This window comes from Candidatus Pelagibacter communis (assembly GCF_001179965.1).
Lineage (GTDB): Bacteria > Pseudomonadota > Alphaproteobacteria > Pelagibacterales > Pelagibacteraceae > Pelagibacter.
On record NZ_CVSH01000052.1, the window covers coordinates 107600 to 126447 of the forward strand.

The window sequence follows — 18848 nt, forward strand, 5'->3', positions numbered from 1 at the left end:
TTATAAACCAAAATTTAAAAATTTTCTTTTATCTATCTTTTTTTTTATTTTTATAAAATCCGAAATTGTATCAACTGATAATTTCATTATTTTTTTTTTATTTTTGCTTTTAAAATTCTTTATTTTAAATTTACTACTATTTTTATAAAAATACCTTGTCACATGTTCTAAATCACTTTTCGACATTTTGTTAATATAATCTTTCAATATTTGTACTTTAATGATTTCAACTGACTGACCTTTTGGGAAAGTTCTTGGAAAAACATTTGTGATAATATCAAAGTTTTTATTTTTTTTGTGAATTTTTATTGCATACTCTATTATTTTGCTATCTATTAGAGGACTATCTCCACTAATTCTCATAAAATATTTACATTTAATTTTCATTGCTAATCTAACAAATCTTAAAACAACGTTTTCGAGTTCACCTCTAAAAAATCTTATTTTAAAATTTTTTAATAATTTTATTAAATTGTTATCTAAACTATTATTTGATGTAGCTACTATTATATCTTTTACTGATTTTGATTTTTTTACATTATTTACGACATGTATAATTAGAGGTAGTCCATAAATAATTTTTAAAACTTTTTTATCAAATCTTTTAGAGTTTGATCTTGCCTGAATAAATACAATCATTTATTTCCCTTATTTTTAATATGATAAATATAATTTGTAGACATGTGAATAAATTTATTTTTTTTATAAAAACTTAAGGCATGAGTATTATAATCTTGAGTACCAGCATACAAATGTATCTTATATTTTTTCATAATTTTATTATTTACGTATGCAATTATTGATGAACCAATTTTTTGGTTACTAAATTTCTTCGAAGTACAAATTATATTTATATTTAATTTTTTCTTTATTTTTTGTAAAAGACAAAACCCACCAATTTTTTTATTTTTAAGGCATACAATTAAAAATTTTCCCGGTTTATTTCTAAAAGAATTTTCTAACCAATAATATCTTAAGGGGTATTTTAATAATTTTCTAAAAAAACTGTCTTTAACGAATCTAGAGTTGGATGTGTTTTCTTTACAAATTTTAAGTATTTCAAATCTATCTTTTTTTGTCGAAGGACGACAGTCTTGATAAATTTTAAGGTTTTTTTTTTGATATTTTTTTTTAAAATTAATTTGTTTACAAAAAAAATGAGGATTAAATTCTTGTATTTTCTTCTTTGATATTGGTTTTTTTAATTTAAAATGAACAAAAAAGGGTTTTTGTAAATTCTTCTGAGATAAATCATTTTTCTTAAATGACTTATAAATTTCCTTCCCAGTTATTTGAGTTAAAAAATTATCCTTATTTAACATTATTAAATTTGAATATGTTTTAATTTGTAGGGCAAGATAGCGATCATTAATTCTGAGAAAATTTATACTGTTCATTTATTGAACAGTCAACTATATTATGTAAAACTTATGTTTACTTAACAGATATAACATATATTTATATTAATATGACAAAACAAGATAATTTTTATTTAACGGTAGAGTCAGACTCTTTTTTTGAAAGGAATAAAAAATTAAACAATCAATTTTTAGACAACTTTAAGTCTAAAAAAATTAGAATTAGAAAAGAAGAAATATATAATTTAATCAATAAAAAATATAAAATTAAAAAAAAAACTAAAGTTCTAGAGGTAGGTTGTTATTTTGGTGATCTCCTAAGTTTTATCAAGAAAAAACATGGATGTGCTGTTTACGGTGTTGAACCATCAAAAAAGGCATGTAAAATTGCAAAAAAATATTTTTCATTAAAGTTAGAAAATAAAACTCTTTTAAAATCAAAATTTTTTAATTTTTCAAAAAATACTTTTCAAAAAATGGATATAATTATTTTTGATGATGTTTTGTCGTGGATAGATAGAGATGTGATATTACCAACATTTGGAGTAATTGATTGGATTCTTAAACCTAATGGAATAATATTTTTTAGAGACTTTATGCCAAAAAAAAATTTTGCTCATCCAAATCACCATTGGAGAGGTAAAGAAATATTCAATTTTAAATATCAGGATGGTCACAAATCTTTTTTTCTCAAATCAGGGAAATATAAGCAAATTTATAATAACATTTATTTTTCTGATAAAATGCAGAATATAAAAATTAAAAATAAAGATTCAATGTTATGGGGAGACTCAATTTTGAAAAAAATATCAAAATTTACACATCCAATAATAAAAATATAATATGAGCAAAGACCAAATTATAAATATATTCCCAAAAGAAAAGAAAAAAAAAGATATAAAGCCAGAAAACTTTATAAATACAAGTAATAAAAAAAATCTTTATCTATTGCCAAAACAGGACATTAATAAAAAAATCTTTGATAGATTGAGCAAATGTTTTCAAAATTCAAAAAATTTAGAAAAGATTAAAAAGGATACGATTTTAATTGTTTTAAATAGTTATTCTAAAATTTTAAAGGGTGAAATTTTAAATAACGAGGATTTTATAATTTCAAAACAAGAAATAACTGAATTTTTTAAATTAGAAGATAAAGATATTGTTCGATATATATATTATAGGTATAAATATAACAAATTTCCCTCACTTCATAAACTAGATGATTATCCCCCTAATATACAAATTGAACCAACATCAATTTGTAATTTGAGATGTATAATGTGTTATCAGTCTGACAGAACCTTCTCAAAAAAATCTGGTGGGCACATGGGCTATATGAGTCTAGATATTTTAAAAAAAGTAGTTGATGAAATTGAAGGAAAAATAGAAGCAGTTACATTTGCATCGAGAGGTGAGCCTACTCTTCATAAGGAATTAGATAAATTTTTAAAATATTGTGAGGGAAAATTTTTAGCTCTTAAACTCAACACTAATGCAACCTTATTAAATGAGCAAAAAATAAATATGCTTTTATCTTCAGATTTAGAAACTTTAGTTTTATCAATTGACGAAAAGAATAAAGAAACTTATGAAAAAATTAGAGTTAACGCAAAATTTGATAAAATAATGAAAAATTTAGAATTACTCAAAAATATAAGAGAAAAAAATTATAGTAACTCTAAAATTAGAGTAAGAATTTCTGGAGTAAAAATTAATACTGATCAAAATGTTGAGGAAATGAACAAATTCTATAATGAGTTTGCTGATGAAATTACTTTGGTTAATTATGATCCATGGCAAAGTTCTTATGAAAATCCTATTAATGAAATTGAGGAACCTTGTACCGAATTATATAGAAGGATGTTTGTCTGGTGGGATGGGAAGGTAAATCCATGTGATCATGATTACAAGTCATTATTAAGCAAATGGAATATTAAAGATCATAGTATTAAATCAATCTGGAATTCAGATAACTATAACAAATTAAGAAAAATTCATCAGCAAAAGAAAAGATCACAACTTGAGCCATGCAATAGATGTCTAAGTACATAAAGAAAATTTGTATAATAGGTAATGGAGTACACTCACAAAGGATTCAAAAAATTCTAAAAAAAAAAAAAATTAATTTTATTGTTTTTAAGCCAAAATCAAAAAAAAATTATAAAAAAGAGAATTTAGAGAATTTAAAAAAATATAAGATTTTTTTCATTATATCACCAAACAATACCCACTTTTATTATATATCTAAATTCTGTAAGAATAGTTATATATTTTGCGAAAAACCACCGACAAATAATCTTAAAGAATTGAATAAATTAAAAAAAATTAACTCCAATAAAATCTATTTTAACTTTAACTTTAGATTCAGTCGTATATCAAAAATTTTATCAGAAAGTAAAAAATTTGGTTTGGGAAAATTAATATATTCAAATATTATCTCTGGTCATGGTTTAGCTTTTAAAGATATTTATAAAAATAGCTGGAGAGCTGATAAAAAAAAGTGTCCGACGGGTGTTTTCGAAATGCTAGCTATACATTGGATAGATCTAATCAATTATTTGTTTAAAATTAAAAAAATAAAAAACTTTGAACTAAAAAATTTAAGCAAGATTGGAAATAGTTATGATAATTGTAATCTAAGTTTGCAGACACATAATAATGCTGTGATAGATGTTGTCTGCTCTTATACTAGTCCAGTAATAAGTAAAAAAACTTTTATATTTAAAAATGGATTAATCTTACAGGATGAGGATAAAATTGAGATTAGAGGTCCTGCATTAAACATTGATAAGGACAATTTTTTAAAAAAACCAAAATTGATTAAGAAAGAAATTTTAGATGAAAAAAAAGATTATAATGAGTCACTAAAACTAAGTATTGATTATTTTTTTAAACAAATAAATGAAAAGAGAAAATTCTCAAAAAAAGAATTTTATGACTCGTTAAAAATTAATAAATTAATTTTATAATTTCGAGTCAATTTTTGCGTAATTCCAGCATTTAGCCATATTTATTGCTCCAAATAAATCATATCTTAAAAATATTTTTAAATTATTCTTTTCTTTCCAATTTTTAATAAATTTAGCTGCTTTTTCTTTCCAGTTTTTTGATGGATAAAAAACCAATCTGGACATTTTATGACCATAGTATTGAGGATTTTTCTTTAGTTTAAAGATAGCCTTTATTTCTTTTTTGTATAAAGCAATTGTTTCTTTTGAAATTACCATATCGGTTTGAATAATTTCTAATTGAAGATTACTATAATTTTTTGAGGAGCTTAATACAGATATCCTATTAAGGTTAGGCAATGAATTATTTAAACATATCATCTCTGTAAAATTAACTCTTGTATTAACTTTCATTATTAAATTAATCATAAACTTTTTATAATTATTAAGTTTTTTAAGATGTTTTACATTTGAATATTCCAACAAAAAAGGAGAGTGAGTACAATAAAAAATTTTGTCAAAATAATCATAGGACAAAGTTTTACTTTGATTGCTTTCTAGTATTTTAATATTATTTTTTTCTAATCTAACTTGAGTATTAAAAAAAATTCTAACACCAACATTGTTTAAAAAATTATAAAATTTCTTTTGAAATATCTGAAATATTTTCTCCTTTGGTTGAGCATATTTAAATAAAACTTTATTATTCCTCACTTTCTCTCTAAATAAATCACCCTCATCTCTTAAATTAGAAATTTTATACTCTCTTGGTAAAAACCAGGGTATAAAAAATTGATAACAATTTTTAAAATTATTACTATATCTTTTAGAGCATAGTTTAATGAGTTTTTTAAAGTCATTTTTAAAATAACTTGCGATCTTGAAATTTTTAACATTAAATTTTTTTTTTAAATCATTTGAAAGAATTTTTGGCCATTTATCGATACCATCTTTAAAGTCAATCATTGATCTATAAATTAAAAGCTTTTGTATTTTGTTTCTTACAATCATTTTCATCTTTAATTTTTTTTTAATAAAATCTAAAAGATCATTACATCTTGGAATTTCAATGCCATGAAATCCATTGTTAATATTTAGTTTTTTTATAGAAATAGAATTAAATGAACTTAAAAGTTTATTAGATTTTTCAACCAATATAACCTCGTAATTTTTTTTTTTTGAAAATTGATATGCTAGGAGGCAGCCATACAAACCACCTCCAATTAAAAGTATTTTTTTTTTACTTTTTTTATTCAAAGAAGATCGTAAAATTTTCATTTTCATGATTAAAAAAGATCAGTTCTATATTCTAAAAATTTTTTTTTGTTTTTTTTACTTATAAATTCTAAAGATTTGTTTTTTTTTAAAAAATTTACTATCTCAAAAGTATTTCCATTTAGGTTGTTTTTTTCTAGGTATTTTACAATTTTTCTTATAACCATCAGATCATCTTTATAATCTACACAATATCTATAATCAGAAAGATTTTTCTTAATTTTATAATTTTTAATTTTAAAAGAATGGGAATTTTTCCAAAAATAGGTTGTAACATGTTCTTGATCATCTTTGTCCTTTGCAAATTCAAAAGCTTTTTTCAAAGAGCTTAATTTAAATATCTCTATATCACTACCATCAGGAAAGGTCGATTTGTTGATTGGATATGTATTAGCAAAATAATCATATTTTGAATCTAAGAAAATTTTAAGCATTTTTTTAATAAGTTTGGGATCTACTAATGGACAATCGGATGTAATTCTAACAATATTTTTAATTTTAAACTTTTTTGCACAGTCCAGGTATCTTTTAAGTACATTTTTTTCAGACCCTCTAAAAAAATTAACATTATTTTTTTTTGCGATTTGACATATTTTTTTATCCTTTTTTTTAATAGTAGTAGCAATGAAGATATTTTTATTTTTAAATTCATTTAAAACTCGCTTAATTTGAAAACCTAAAACTGAATTTTTTTTATCTATCTTTTTTAAAACTTTTTCTGGGTAACGCGTGGAACTTGCTCTTGCTTGAATAATTATTCCAAAGTTTAGAGCTACCATGCTGTATAGCCGCCATCAATAACAATTGTTGACCCGTTTATATATTTATTCTTTTCACTACAAAATAAATCTATAATTCCATATAAATCTTCAACATTCATCATACGATTTTTAGGAATATGTTTTGTAAGCTTATTTTTAAAACTCGACGGTTGTTTCCATTCTATTCCATGATTAGCAATTGTATTTACATTTACTTTTTTTCCATACATTGTAGCAAAGTATTTTGTAATTCCGTTCACTGCAAATTTACTAGAAACATAAAATATACTTTTAGGGTTTTTATAAATATTATGCTTTGGAGATACCAAACTATAGACTGAAGAAAAATTTAATATACCTTTGCCGTTTTTACAATATTTGATGAAATACTTGTTTGTTAGATAAGTTGAAAAAACATTGTTATAAAAAAAATGGTCAAAATGTTCTTTATCTGTTGCATGGTTTTTGGTAATACTTTTTTTGATACCAATGTGCTCATTAGCTCCATGTAAATTTATTAAGTAATTGAAATTGTTGTATTTTTTAAAATAATTTTTAACATCATTTTCATCACATAGATTAATATTTTTTTTAATATCTAGTAAAAAAACACTATTTTTTTTTTTTAAATAATTTGATATTTTTTTTCCAATTAATCCTTCACTTCCTGTTATTAAAATTTTATTCATATATTAAAAACTATCCCAGGTGATTGGCGTATCTTTATGAATTTTATTTTTCGTTTTTTTATTAATTATTACCTTTATATATTTTGGAAGTAAACCACCAGCTGGACCTTTAATTGTGATATTATTTTCTGTAAACTTTTCACCTTTATTAATATTTTTTTTTGCATAGAGGCTTTTCTTTTGAGAGTTTATTGTTAAATATTCATTAGGTTGTATTTTTTTTATACCATCACCTAACAATAATTTAATTTGCTCCTTTTCTATTCTGTTTCTTTTTTTAAACCATAAATTAAATTTGTTATGAAATTTTTTAAATTTTATTAAGGCAGCAATTTCATTTGGTTCTGATGAAAGCATATGGTCAGGACCTTCCATACGTTTATTTAAAGTAAAATGTCTCTCAATAATGTTTGCCCCAAGAGCGATCGCACTTTTGGATGCTAATAAGTCAGTTGTATGATCTGAAAAACCAACAGGTATTTTATATAGAGATTTAAGATTATTCATAAATTTTAAATTTATTTCCGAATGTGTAGATGGATAAGAAGAGTTGCAATGTAAAACTGCTATATTTTTATTTCCTGTTGATCTCACAGTTTCTATCGCATCATCTATTTCTGAAATTTTTGACATTCCTGTTGAAATGATTATCGGTTTATTTTTTTTTGCAACATGTTCAATCAATGGCAAATTTACTAAATCTGCTGAAGCAATCTTATATGCTTGTACACCAAGTTTTTCTAAAAAATCCGCACTTTCTAAATCGAAAGGTGTTGAAAAAATAAATATTTTTCTTTTTTTTGCATAAGAAAATATTTTTTTTTGAGTATTAAAATTAAGACTTAATCTACTAAATAATTGGTGTATGCTTTCTTGAGTACCTATAATTTTTTCTGAATATTTTTCAGATTTAACTTTATTAGATACTCTACTATCTGGTAAAAATGACTGAAATTTAATTGCGTCACATTTTGCTTTTTTTGCATTATCAATAAGTTTTTTTGCAATTGTAAGACTGCCATTATGATTTAATCCTGCTTCTGCGACTATAAAAGGTTTTTCTCCATCACCAACAAATTTTTTCCCTAATTTAAACTTTTTATTGAAATCTACCCTATTTAAAATTTTCGTTTCATTTGAAAATAAATTAAATTTATTAGTCAAACTATTTACAAGATCAAAGGATTTATGGAATAAAATTTGACTGTCGGCATAATTGAACTCCCCTCCAGCTCCAACAGAATAAAGATTATCAAAACTTTCTATAAAGCTTTTTATAAAATAGGTTTCGCTTTTGTAATCCATAAACTGCACTGGATAAACAAAAGGTTCATAATTTATAGTTGCATCAATTAATTTTTTACTATCGACCAGATTTGTTTTTGACATATCTTTTATAACCTGTGAAATTATTTCTTTAGGTTTTCTTTTCGAAAAACTATCTCCCATAGAATAAGTAATTTCTGCTGTCAAAAAGCTTTTATTTTTGGGAGATACAAACTTTGATAATTTCTTATTTTCAGTTATTCTATTGAATAATGTTCTTTCAGAATCAAAGTATAACCAATGAATATTTTTTGGCAAAATTCTACTTTGGTCATAAAACAGATAAACAGAACATACTCCTCTAAATTTTAAACTATTCTTCTTGCCAAGTAACTTTGATGTAACACTTATAGGTAAAGTAGATATTACAATTTGTTCTTCATTAATTCTGTAATTGTTTTTTGTAGTTTTTACTTCTGATATCTTTTGATTTTTTGATTTTAGGCCAATAACAGTTTCATTAAATTTAAATTTTCCACCTAGTTTTATTATTTTATCTTTAATTCTGTCGTAGACACAGCCTGTCCCGTACTTTCCAACCGCAGCATATTCTTCGTGATAAAATGGTAAGATTTTGTCTCTAAATTTAATTCTATTTGGTGCCCAATCGGGAGTCATTTTATTAGTATCAACACCCCATATTTTTTTTGGATATTTTTCGTAAAACATTTTTCTTAAGGTTGGTCCAACAAAAGAGTCTATATATTCTTTATAATTTTTAGCTTTAAATCTTTTTTCGAGGTTCTTACACTTTTGCAGTTCTATCTTTATTTTTTTTTTAGTTTTTACATCAAAATTATCAAGTGCTTCTTTTGAAAATGGATAATCATAAAATTCATTTAACTTTTCACCTTTAACATTTTTACAATAAAATTTACCTTCAATTAACAGATCTTTAAAATTTAATTTCCAAAATTTTTTTAATTCCTCTTCCGGTGTATGAAAGATATGAGGGCCAGTATCCAAGATAAATTCATTATGTTTCCAAGATCTACATAGACCTCCAGAAGTTGAGTTTTTTTCAATTATTAAAACATCGAGACCTCTTTCAAGTAGCTTCCAGGCAGTAATTAGTCCTGTTGGGCCTGAACCTAAAATAATAATTTTATTTTTTTTCATTTATCTTATTTTTGGAGAGAGCCTTTTATAGTTATAAATTCTTTTTCTACTTTTAAGTATATTCAAATTATTTTTCAGAGAATATGATATTTTTTTAAAAGTTTTGTCCACAGCTAGTAAATATTTTCTGACCAATAAGATTTTATGACTATAAGATAAATATATAAGATTATTTGCTAAGATGTTTTCTCTAAGCATAAGCTCAGTAAATAGAGTTTGAATATAATCACTTTTTCTATGAACAAAATCAAAATTAATAATTGTGTCTAACTCATTAATTTTTATTTTTAAGTTATTTTTTTTTGATAATTTTAATAATTCTCTTTTAAGGAAAATACCGATTTTTTTATTATGTTGAAAAACTTTTTTATTTTTGTGAAATTTAATTACTGCTAGAGCTGCGGAAAATCCAACTCTTTCAGTCCATGCTACGCTACTTACAAAAGTATCTTGCGCCACATCCATAATGTCTTTTTTACCAACTATTGCTGATATTGCAAATCCATTCCCCATGGCTTTTCCATAAACAACAATTGATGGCTTGATTCCAATTTTTTTATAAACACCACCAACACAATCTCTCCAACCAGATGTAATTTCATCTACTATCAAAATAATTTTTTTTTTCTTACAGATATTATTTAAAGTTTTTACATAATCTTTACTCAGCCTACTTAATCTCTGAGGTTCAACAACAATTGCTGCTAGATTTTTAATATTTGAGGATTTTTTTAATTGTTCAATATTATTAAACTCCAAAGGAATTGCAGTATCTTTCAAAAAATTTGGAACACCAATTGGTTTTAAATTTTTAAGAAGATGGTTATCTAAATTTTTTATATTTTTTAAATTTGCTGCTAAATACCAATCATGCCATCCATGGTAACCGCAAAATAATATTTTTGTTTTTTTTGATTTTGACCTAGCAAGACGTATAGCAATTGACATAGCTTCGCCCCCACCTCTTGCAAATTTAACCTGTTGAGCAAATTTATCGATTTTTAGAAGCTCTTTGGCAAGCTCATATTCTTCAATACAATTTAATGTTGTATTAACTCCTAAGTCAATTTTCTTTTTAACATAATTATTTATAAAAAGATTATTGTATCCAATCACAGAAGTTCCAATACCCATACTTGTCATATCTAAATATTTTTTATTTTTTAAATCCCAAACATGAGCACCATCAGATTTTGAAAAGTATGTAGGCCAACCATCAGGTAAAAATCTTTCAGGTCTTTTAGATAACAATCCATTTCCACCTGGTATAATTTTTAAAGATTTTCTCCAAATATTCTTTTGATCAATCATAATTTGTCTTAAAAAGATTTAGTAATTTTTTAAGTTTTTTTTAAATGTACTTATGAGCATCGATTGTTAAATTATTAAATATAATCAGGCTTTTTTATATATCCTAAAATTTGTTAAGTAAATAAATATATTATTTTTATTGACCGTTCAAAGAATGAACATTATATGTTCAATTTATGAACAAATTTGACAATGAAGAAGAAGAATTTAATGTACTAAGGCAAATTCAAAAAAAGCCAAAATCGTCACAACGTCAGTTAGCAAGTGATTTAGGCTTCAGTCTTGGAAAATTAAATTACTGTGTTAAAGCACTTAAACAAAAAGGATTGATCAAGATCAATAAATTTAAAAAAAATAAAAACAAAATTAATTATATCTACATATTAACGCCTAAAGGTATCAATTATAGAATTAAAATAACAATACAATTTATGAAAAAGAAGATGAAGGAATACGATGAGATGAAAAAAGAAATTTAAATAAAATGAACCAATTAATTGCAAAAATTGAAAGTAAAAAGGCTGTTATAGGTGTGATTGGACTTGGTTATGTAGGTTTGCCATTAGCGTCAAATTTTTGCCGAAAAGGATATAATGTTATAGGTTTTGATATAGATAAAAAAAAAGTAACCAAAGTAAATAAAAAAAAAAATTATATTAAAAGCGTTAATTTAAAAAAATATAAAAAAAAAATCTTAGCAACTTCAAAATTTACCAGAATTAAAAACTGCGATGTCATAATAATCACTGTCCCTACACCACTAAAACAAAAAAATATCCCAGATTTAAGTTTCGTAAAGAATTCTATAAAAAAAATTTTACCTTTCCTAAGGAAAAATCAGCTTATAAGTTTAGAAAGTACATCTTACCCAGGAACAACTGAAGAGGAATTAACCAAAAAAATTAAAAGTATGACAGTCGGAAAAGATATATTTATTTGTTACTCACCCGAGAGAGAGGATCCAGGAAATAAATATTTTAAAACAATAGATGTACCCAAAATTATTAGTGGCGAAACTTCTAACTGCCTTAAAATAGCAAAAAAATTTTACAAAGTTTTTTTCAAATCTGTGGTTCCAGTCAGCTCAACAAAAACAGCTGAGTTTACGAAGCTTCTCGAAAATATTTATAGGTCAGTGAATATTGGGCTTGTAAATGAAATGAAAATTATTTCTAAAATCATGAAAATAAATATTCATGAGGCTATTAAAGCAGCTAGCACCAAGCCATTTGGTTATAGACCTTTTGATCCAGGTCCAGGTATGGGAGGTCATTGTATACCAATAGATCCTTTTTATATGTCGTGGAAAGCCAATCAACTTGGTTATGATTCGAGATTCATAAGACAATCAGGAAATATTAACACGATTATGCCAAAATGGATCGTATCCAATATTGAAAAATTTTTCAAATCAAAAAAAAAAAAAATCAATAAATCAAAAATTCTCATAATTGGAATTGCATATAAAAAAAATGTAGATGACGATAGAGAAAGCCCAGCGTACGAAATAATGAAAATTTTAAATAAAAAAGGTTCAAAAATTTCTTATTATGATCCTTTAATTAAAAAAATTAACAAAAAAAGAAATTTTAAAAATTTTCATAATTTAAAATCGATAACTCTTAAAAATAATAAAATAAAAAATTTTGATGCCTCAATCATTGTAACTGATCATGATATTATAAATTTTAATAAAATTTATAAAAATTCAAAAATTATTTTTGACTGTAGAAATCGGTACAAAATTAAATTAAACAAAAAAGACAACAAAGTAATTCAACTATAAATTTTTATGTTTTTGATATCTAGAAAACTAATACAGTTAAAAAGGGTATTTTTAAATGATGTAGAGAAAAGTTTTCTAAAATTAAATCATCGTAACCACAATTCTAATAAAGGTAATAAAATAATACTTTTAGAGATGGGGGAGGACATATATTTTTTAGTTCATTTTTATTTTTTATTAAAAAAAAAAATGTTTCAAAATAAAAAAATTGTTGGATTGTGGATAAACCCTGGAAACATTAAGAAACCAGGTATTAGAGGCACTATAGCCTTTTTATTTCAATGTTTAATTTTGCACTTTATAAAACTCAAGTGGAAAAAGATCTACAAATGTCTTGGAGTAAATGAAGTCATTGAGCTAAATAATAATTTTAAAGATAATGTATTTATAAGAAATACTACTTTCATAAAGAAAAATTGCAATTTAAAAAATAAAGAAGATGTTTTAAGAATTAACTTTAAAGGAATAAAAATTGGAGATTTAATTTATGATCATTATTTAAGATTTAATAACTCAGTTTCCTTTGATATTAAAAATAGGTATGCAATTAAAAGATTGTTAAATTTTATAGAAACCTCTAATGAAAATCTAGATAAGTTTTATTTTAAAAACAAAAATGATATTTTATATTATATTCCTCAGAAAGCATTCTATACAAATGGTTTTGCCGTAAGATATTTTTTAAGTAAAAAAGTTCAAACTATAGGAGGTATCGAAGACAATAAATATATTAAAAAATTTTCAAAAAATGATTACCGAGCGACTACAAAATGCGAAAATTTACCAATTAAATTTAAATCCTTAAAAAATAAAAGAAGAAAAATTTCATTATCAAAAAAAAAACTTAGAGATAAATTTAACGGGAAAATAGCTACGGAATTAAAGTATATGAGAAAATCCTCTTATAACAAAAAAAAAACTTTTAAAATAAAAAGAAAATTTGATGTAATAATTTTTCTACCTGATTTTTCTGATGCACCGCACGTTTATGGTAAAGTTGTATTTAATGATTTTTCTGATTGGATACACGAGACATTGAGTTTTCTAAAATTAAAAAATATATCAATTGCAATTAAAGAACATCCAAATAGTTGGATTTATAATACAATTAAATTTCAAGAAGATCTAAAGAAAAAGTATTCAAACTTAATTTGGTTTAATAAGAATATTTCCAATATATCAATTTTTAATAAAAGGCCGAAATTTGGAATTTCACCTTTTGGAAGTGTTTTGCATGAGTTAGCTTATCATAAAATTGTTCCAATAGCTGCAGGATCAAATCCATGTATGGGATATGATTTTGTATTTACACCGAGGAATAAAAAACACTATTTTGAACTAATTAATAAAGCAATTAGGAATGAGCTTTATTTGAAAGAAAATTTTAAAGAAAAGATAGCTGAGTGTTATTATATGTTTTTTCTACATAATGATGATTTTTTAAAAAATGAATCTAGAGAACTTAATTTAAAAAAATATTTACCATCTGCAGGAATGAAGAGCATTACAATTCTAGACAAATTTAATAAGGGATATTTTAATAAATGAAAACAATAATGTATGGTGGCTGTGATCCATTAGTAATTAAAAAGTTGGATGAAAACTTAGATATTAAATGTAAAATACACTCTATTGAAAATCTAGATAAAGATTATTCAAATCTTGGGCTTGTAAGAGACAACTTTAATAAGGAGCCCTTGCTAGATGTGGAAGCCAGGAAAATTTATCAAGATTTTTATAATAAAAATTTTGTTAAGTTTAATACGATGATAGTCAGAAGAGGTATTCTACTATCCGATTTTCATGATTTGAGAGATGAATTTTCACTTTATTTTTACTCCTTTTATGAAATTTTAAAAAAAAATAAAATTGAACTAGCTATTTTTTTTTCATTTCCTCACGAGGGTCCAGACTATATTTTATATAAATTAGCCAAGTATTTTAAAATTAAAACAATATTATTTTACCAGACTATTTTTAAGGAAAGATTTTTTATTCTGTCTGATTTAAGTGAATTTGGAAAAATAAAAAAAAATATTGAAAGTGAAAATTATCATTATTTATTAAATGATGATCAATCTTATATTAAAACTGTTAATGATAAAAACCAAAAAAATAGAAAAAATTCAGAAAGTTTTATTTATAATTTAAAAAAAAGTAGAAGAAAAATAAGGTTCTTATTGCTTAAAATTTTAATTTTTTTAAAAATTGTTAATCGAAGAGATCGTCAAAAAGAATATCTGGAAAATTTAAAAAAAATACAAGTTAGCAATGAGGATTTAGATAAAATTTTTAAAAATGGTAAAAAAAAAATATATTTTCCTCTTCATTTTCAGCCAGAGCTTACAACTTCATTATTAGCTAATAATGATGATCAGCCATTAATTTTAGAAAGATTAAGTCAGTTTGCAGGAGACGAATGGGATATAATAGTTAAAGAGAACCCTAAACAAACTTACTATCAAAGAGGCAAGTTCTTCTTCAAAAGATTAAAATATTTTAAAAATGTTTATTTTGTCGATAAATTTTATAGCTCAGCAGAATTAGTAAAACAAACAGACTTAGTGGCTACTAATTGTGGTACTCCAGGCTGGGAGTCTATAAAAAGTGGTAAAAAAACATTAGTTTTTGGCACTAGTTGGTTTTCAGATATCCATGGATGTTTTAAGGTAAATAATCAAACTACCGATGATGAAATTAAAAAATTTATCCAACAAGAATTTGATCCATCTAAATTCAGTTCTGATTTCAATAACCTTATGAGTCAATCCTGTCATGGTCTCATAGATTTGTATTACAAAGAGTTTTATGGAATAAAAAATTTTGATGAAAAAAGAAATGCTGAAAAAATTATTAATCATATTTTAAAATATCTAGAAAAGTTAAATTAATGTTTATAAAAAATATAAAACATAAAAATATTTTCCTTGATGGAGAGGGAGATAATTGGTTCTTAAGGAATAAAAAAAAATTAAATAATCCATTAAAAGATTCAAAAATAATTAATATTGTTCAAAATATAATTTTTAATGATAAAAAAAAAAAAATTAATTTTCTAGAAATAGGATGTTCAAATAGTTCACTTTTATTAAATTTAAAAAAACAATTTAAAAACATTGAAATATTTGGAATCGATCCCTCAAAAAAAGCAATTAATAAATTAAAAAAGAAAGGTATAAAATCCTATGTAGCTACCGCAGACAACCTTCAATTTAAAAATAAAAGTATAGATATAATTTTTTATGGGTTTTGTCTGTACTTATGTGATCAAAAAGATTACAAGAAAATTCTGTCTAACGCTGACAAAGTTTTAAAATCAAAAGGTAGTATAATTATTTTAGACTTTTATTCAAAAAAAATTAAAAAGATTATATATAAGCATGATAAAAGAGTCTCATGCATAAAACGAGATTTTACTAAAATATTTACTGCAAAAAAATTTAAATTAATTTATCGAAGTTATTTTAATTATTCTGATATGTATGAGACAGATAAATACAATGAGCACGATCTCATGAACATTGCTGTATTGAAGAGAGGTAAAAATGTTTAGTTTGTTTTCAAGAGTTATAGTATGTTTAGATAAATCAAGTATAATAAAAATAATAAAGTTACAATTTGTTACATTATTAATAGGTATTTTGAATGTTGTATCAGCACTTTTAATAGCTCAATTTGTATTACTAATATCTGGAAGTGAAAATAATATAGAAAATCCTTTTTTTCAAAGCGTTTCTTTTTTTCTTAATATTTTTTACCCAAATAATTTACTTTTATACGTATCTATCACAGTAGTAAGTTTTTATGTACTTACAATTATGCTTACATTAGTTCTAACATATTTTAATCTAAGGTGGATACAAGATATCTTAGTTTTTTTTCAAAAAAATTTATTTAATTACTATTTAGAAAAAAAATGGCTGTTCCATGCTGATAACTCCTCTAAAGATATTATAAGCAAGATACATACAAATACTGAGAGGCTATCTGGTCAAGTTCTTCTCCCTTTTTTAGACTTATTTTCAAGTTTAATTATCAGTATAATTATACTTTTGGCAGTTTTAATTGTAGATTTAAGAGTAGCTTTAATATCATTTATAATATTTTCATCTTTTTATGTATTTTTTTTCTTTTTTTTTAAAAAAAAATTAAGAAAATCGGGCGATGAGATCACACGGATATATCCCTTGTATTTCAAGGCAATATTTGATGCGTTCACATCTATTAAGGACGTTATTTTATACGATAAAAAAAATTATTTTAAAAATTTTTTTTCAAATAATCTAACCAGGTTTAGAGAGATGACAGTTATTCAAGCATATTTATCACAAATTCCAAGAAATTTAATTGAAGCAATCTTTTTTACTTTTTTAATTTTTGTTGTTTTTATAGCAATTAAATATTTTAACTATAAATTTTCAGAAATAAGCGCATTAATTGCATTTTATGGAGTTTGTGCCATTAAGATAATACCAGCTTTTCAAAAAATTTTTAAATCAGTTACATCCATAAACTCAAATTTAAGTGCATTTGAAAATATTGAAAAAGATTTAGTCAAAGCTAAAAAATTCGAATTAAAAAATAAAAATGACCAAATAAATAAAAAACTTAATTTTAATAAATCTATAAGGCTTGAAAATTTAAGCTTCAGTTATCCAACTAATAAACAAGCAGGAATTTTTGATGTGAACATTGAAATCCCTTTCGGTTCGAAAGTTGGAATTGTTGGTAAAACAGGGTCTGGAAAATCAACATTACTAGACATAATACTTGGATTTATTTCACCAGATAAAGGAAATATCAAAGTTGATGATACAATAGTAAACGAACATAATGTAAAATATTGGCAAAAAAATTTATCATATGTTCCCCAAAACTTTTATATTTATGAGGGGGATATAGCGTCAAATGTAGCATTTTCTGCAGATGAAAAATTAATTAGTAAAGAAAAAATAAAATCAAGCTTAATTTCTTCTGAATTGAAAGAATTTATTGGAAATGAAAACATGAATGTTGGAGAAAATGGAAAAAAATTATCAGGAGGTCAAAAACAAAGAATTGGTATCGCAAGAGCAATATATCGAGATTCAGAAATTATTATTCTTGATGAAGCTACAAACGCACTAGACTCAATTACTGAAAAGAACATATTAAATAATATCGAGTCACATGAAACAATTAAAACAATACTTATTGTTTCTCATAGATTTGAGACTTTAAAGATGTGTGATAAGTTTTATTTTATTGAAAATGGAAAAGTAGAAAAATTTGAAAATTTTGAAGATCTAATGACGAAATATAAAAAATAATGAAAATTTTAATAACTGGATGCGCAGGTTTTATTGGTTACCATTTAACAAAAAAACTATTACAAAAAAAAACTTTTAAAATTATTGGAATAGATAATCTTAATGATTATTATGATACAAAATTAAAGTACGCAAGACTGAAAGAATTAAAAAAATTTAAAAATTTTATCTTTTTTAAAGTCAGTTTAGAGGAAAAGAAAAAAATACAAAAAATATTTTCTAAATTTAAAATTAATTTTGTAATTAATCTTGCGGCTCAGGCTGGTGTAAGATATTCACAAAAAAATCCAGATCAATATTTAAATTCAAATATAGTAGGTTTTTATAATCTCTTAGAGACTATGAAAAAATATAATGTAAAAAAACTTTTATTTGCCTCATCATCCTCTGTTTATGGAAAAGTAAAATCTAAGATTTTTAGTGAAAATTTAATAACTGATAAACAAATTTCTCTTTATGCAACTTCAAAAAAAATTAATGAAGTCTTCATGAATTTTTATGGAAATATTTATAATATTTCAAACATTGGAATGAGATTCTTTACAGTGTATGGACCTTATGGAAGACCTGATATGGCCTATTTCAAATTTACAAAATTAATCCAAGAAAAAAAAAAAATATATCTTAATAATTTTGGAAACCATTCACGTGATTTTACTTACATTGATGATTGCGTAGAGTGCATCGTTAAATTAATAGATTTAGTTAATAAAAAAAAAATGAACACAATAGTCAATATAGCTGGGGGAAGAAAAATAAGTATTAAACATATGTTAAAATTAATTGAAAAGAATTTAAATATAAAAGCTAAAATATCTCTCAAACCTTTACAATTTGGCGATGTTAAAAATACTTTCTCAAATCCAAAAAAATTAAAAAAAATGATCAACTACAAACCAAAAACATCTTTAGAGTTTGGTATAAAAAAATTTTGTAATTGGTACATAAAATTTTATAAGATTTAAA

The 18848-nt window shown here is 23.8% G+C and carries 17 protein-coding genes; 10 read left to right on the forward strand and 7 right to left on the reverse strand.

All coding sequences use genetic code 11. The annotated features are described in order from the left end of the window. Together AMN73_RS02865 and AMN73_RS02870 are read right to left on the reverse strand one after the other, a co-directional pair. Window positions 1-639, reverse strand: coding sequence for a cytidylyltransferase domain-containing protein (locus AMN73_RS02865; protein ID WP_075534774.1), 639 nt, complete (start codon window positions 637-639; stop codon window positions 1-3). Next, complete coding sequence (locus tag AMN73_RS02870; protein WP_082254579.1) at window positions 636-1397, reverse strand: GNAT family N-acetyltransferase; 762 nt, start codon at window positions 1395-1397, stop codon at window positions 636-638. Before AMN73_RS02870 ends, AMN73_RS02865 begins: the two co-directional genes overlap by 4 nt. A 71-nt stretch (window positions 1398-1468) precedes the next feature. On the opposite strand from AMN73_RS02870, the gene AMN73_RS02875 reads away from it, so the two are divergent. The 3 genes from AMN73_RS02875 to AMN73_RS02885 are packed head-to-tail and all read left to right on the forward strand — an operon-like array spanning window position 1469 to window position 4327. Then, on the forward strand, window positions 1469-2200 hold the full coding sequence (locus AMN73_RS02875; protein WP_075534776.1) for a class I SAM-dependent methyltransferase: 732 nt from the start codon (window positions 1469-1471) through the stop codon (window positions 2198-2200). A gap of 1 nt (window position 2201) precedes the next feature. Further along, entirely contained in the window at window positions 2202-3410 is a 1209-nt protein-coding gene (locus AMN73_RS02880; RefSeq protein WP_075534777.1) for a radical SAM/SPASM domain-containing protein, read from the forward strand. Continuing rightward, window positions 3395-4327 (forward strand): Gfo/Idh/MocA family protein, encoded by a 933-nt coding sequence (locus tag AMN73_RS02885; protein ID WP_075534778.1) that lies wholly within the window; start codon window positions 3395-3397, stop codon window positions 4325-4327. Before AMN73_RS02880 ends, AMN73_RS02885 begins: the two co-directional genes overlap by 16 nt. Here AMN73_RS02885 and AMN73_RS02890 read toward each other — a convergent pair. Genes AMN73_RS02890 through AMN73_RS02910 form a run of 5 tightly spaced genes read right to left on the reverse strand, consistent with a single transcriptional unit; the run spans window position 4322 to window position 10787 of the window. Continuing rightward, a complete protein-coding gene (locus AMN73_RS02890) occupies window positions 4322-5584 on the reverse strand; it encodes an NAD(P)-binding protein (protein WP_143323193.1) in 1263 nt (420 codons plus the stop codon). The genes AMN73_RS02885 and AMN73_RS02890 overlap by 6 nt on opposite strands. A gap of 8 nt (window positions 5585-5592) precedes the next feature. Further along, on the reverse strand, window positions 5593-6360 hold the full coding sequence (locus tag AMN73_RS02895) for a cytidylyltransferase domain-containing protein (RefSeq protein ID WP_075534780.1): 768 nt from the start codon (window positions 6358-6360) through the stop codon (window positions 5593-5595). Next, on the reverse strand, window positions 6354-7031 hold the full coding sequence (locus AMN73_RS02900; protein WP_075534781.1) for an SDR family oxidoreductase: 678 nt from the start codon (window positions 7029-7031) through the stop codon (window positions 6354-6356). The genes AMN73_RS02895 and AMN73_RS02900 overlap by 7 nt, the downstream gene beginning before the upstream one ends. 3 nt (window positions 7032-7034) lie before the next feature. After that, window positions 7035-9476, reverse strand: a complete 2442-nt coding sequence (locus tag AMN73_RS02905; RefSeq protein ID WP_075534782.1) for an N-acetylneuraminate synthase family protein — start codon at window positions 9474-9476, stop codon at window positions 7035-7037. Then, window positions 9477-10787 (reverse strand): aminotransferase class III-fold pyridoxal phosphate-dependent enzyme, encoded by a 1311-nt coding sequence (locus AMN73_RS02910; protein ID WP_075534783.1) that lies wholly within the window; start codon window positions 10785-10787, stop codon window positions 9477-9479. It abuts the gene before it with no gap. Window positions 10788-10963: 176 nt separating this feature from the next. Between AMN73_RS02910 and AMN73_RS02915 the strand changes: the two genes are divergently transcribed. The 7 genes from AMN73_RS02915 to AMN73_RS02945 all read left to right on the forward strand — a co-directional run bounded on the left by AMN73_RS02915 (window position 10964) and on the right by AMN73_RS02945 (window position 18847). Then, window positions 10964-11266, forward strand: a complete 303-nt coding sequence (locus AMN73_RS02915) for a MarR family EPS-associated transcriptional regulator (protein ID WP_075534784.1) — start codon at window positions 10964-10966, stop codon at window positions 11264-11266. A 5-nt stretch (window positions 11267-11271) separates the two neighbouring features. Then, on the forward strand, window positions 11272-12573 hold the full coding sequence (locus tag AMN73_RS02920; RefSeq protein ID WP_075534785.1) for a nucleotide sugar dehydrogenase: 1302 nt from the start codon (window positions 11272-11274) through the stop codon (window positions 12571-12573). Between the two features lie 189 nt (window positions 12574-12762). Beyond that, complete coding sequence (locus AMN73_RS02925) at window positions 12763-14121, forward strand: hypothetical protein (RefSeq protein ID WP_143323194.1); 1359 nt, start codon at window positions 12763-12765, stop codon at window positions 14119-14121. After that, on the forward strand, window positions 14118-15464 hold the full coding sequence (locus AMN73_RS02930) for a capsular polysaccharide export protein, LipB/KpsS family (protein WP_075534787.1): 1347 nt from the start codon (window positions 14118-14120) through the stop codon (window positions 15462-15464). Before AMN73_RS02925 ends, AMN73_RS02930 begins: the two co-directional genes overlap by 4 nt. Beyond that, window positions 15464-16126: a class I SAM-dependent methyltransferase gene (locus AMN73_RS02935; RefSeq protein ID WP_075534788.1), complete on the forward strand. Its 663-nt coding sequence runs from the start codon at window positions 15464-15466 to the stop codon at window positions 16124-16126. Before AMN73_RS02930 ends, AMN73_RS02935 begins: the two co-directional genes overlap by 1 nt. After that, window positions 16119-17882, forward strand: a complete 1764-nt coding sequence (locus AMN73_RS02940; protein ID WP_075534789.1) for an ABC transporter ATP-binding protein — start codon at window positions 16119-16121, stop codon at window positions 17880-17882. The genes AMN73_RS02935 and AMN73_RS02940 overlap by 8 nt, the downstream gene beginning before the upstream one ends. Continuing rightward, on the forward strand, window positions 17882-18847 hold the full coding sequence (locus AMN73_RS02945) for a GDP-mannose 4,6-dehydratase (RefSeq protein ID WP_075534790.1): 966 nt from the start codon (window positions 17882-17884) through the stop codon (window positions 18845-18847). The genes AMN73_RS02940 and AMN73_RS02945 overlap by 1 nt, the downstream gene beginning before the upstream one ends. The last annotated feature ends 1 nt before the right edge of the window (window position 18848 follow it).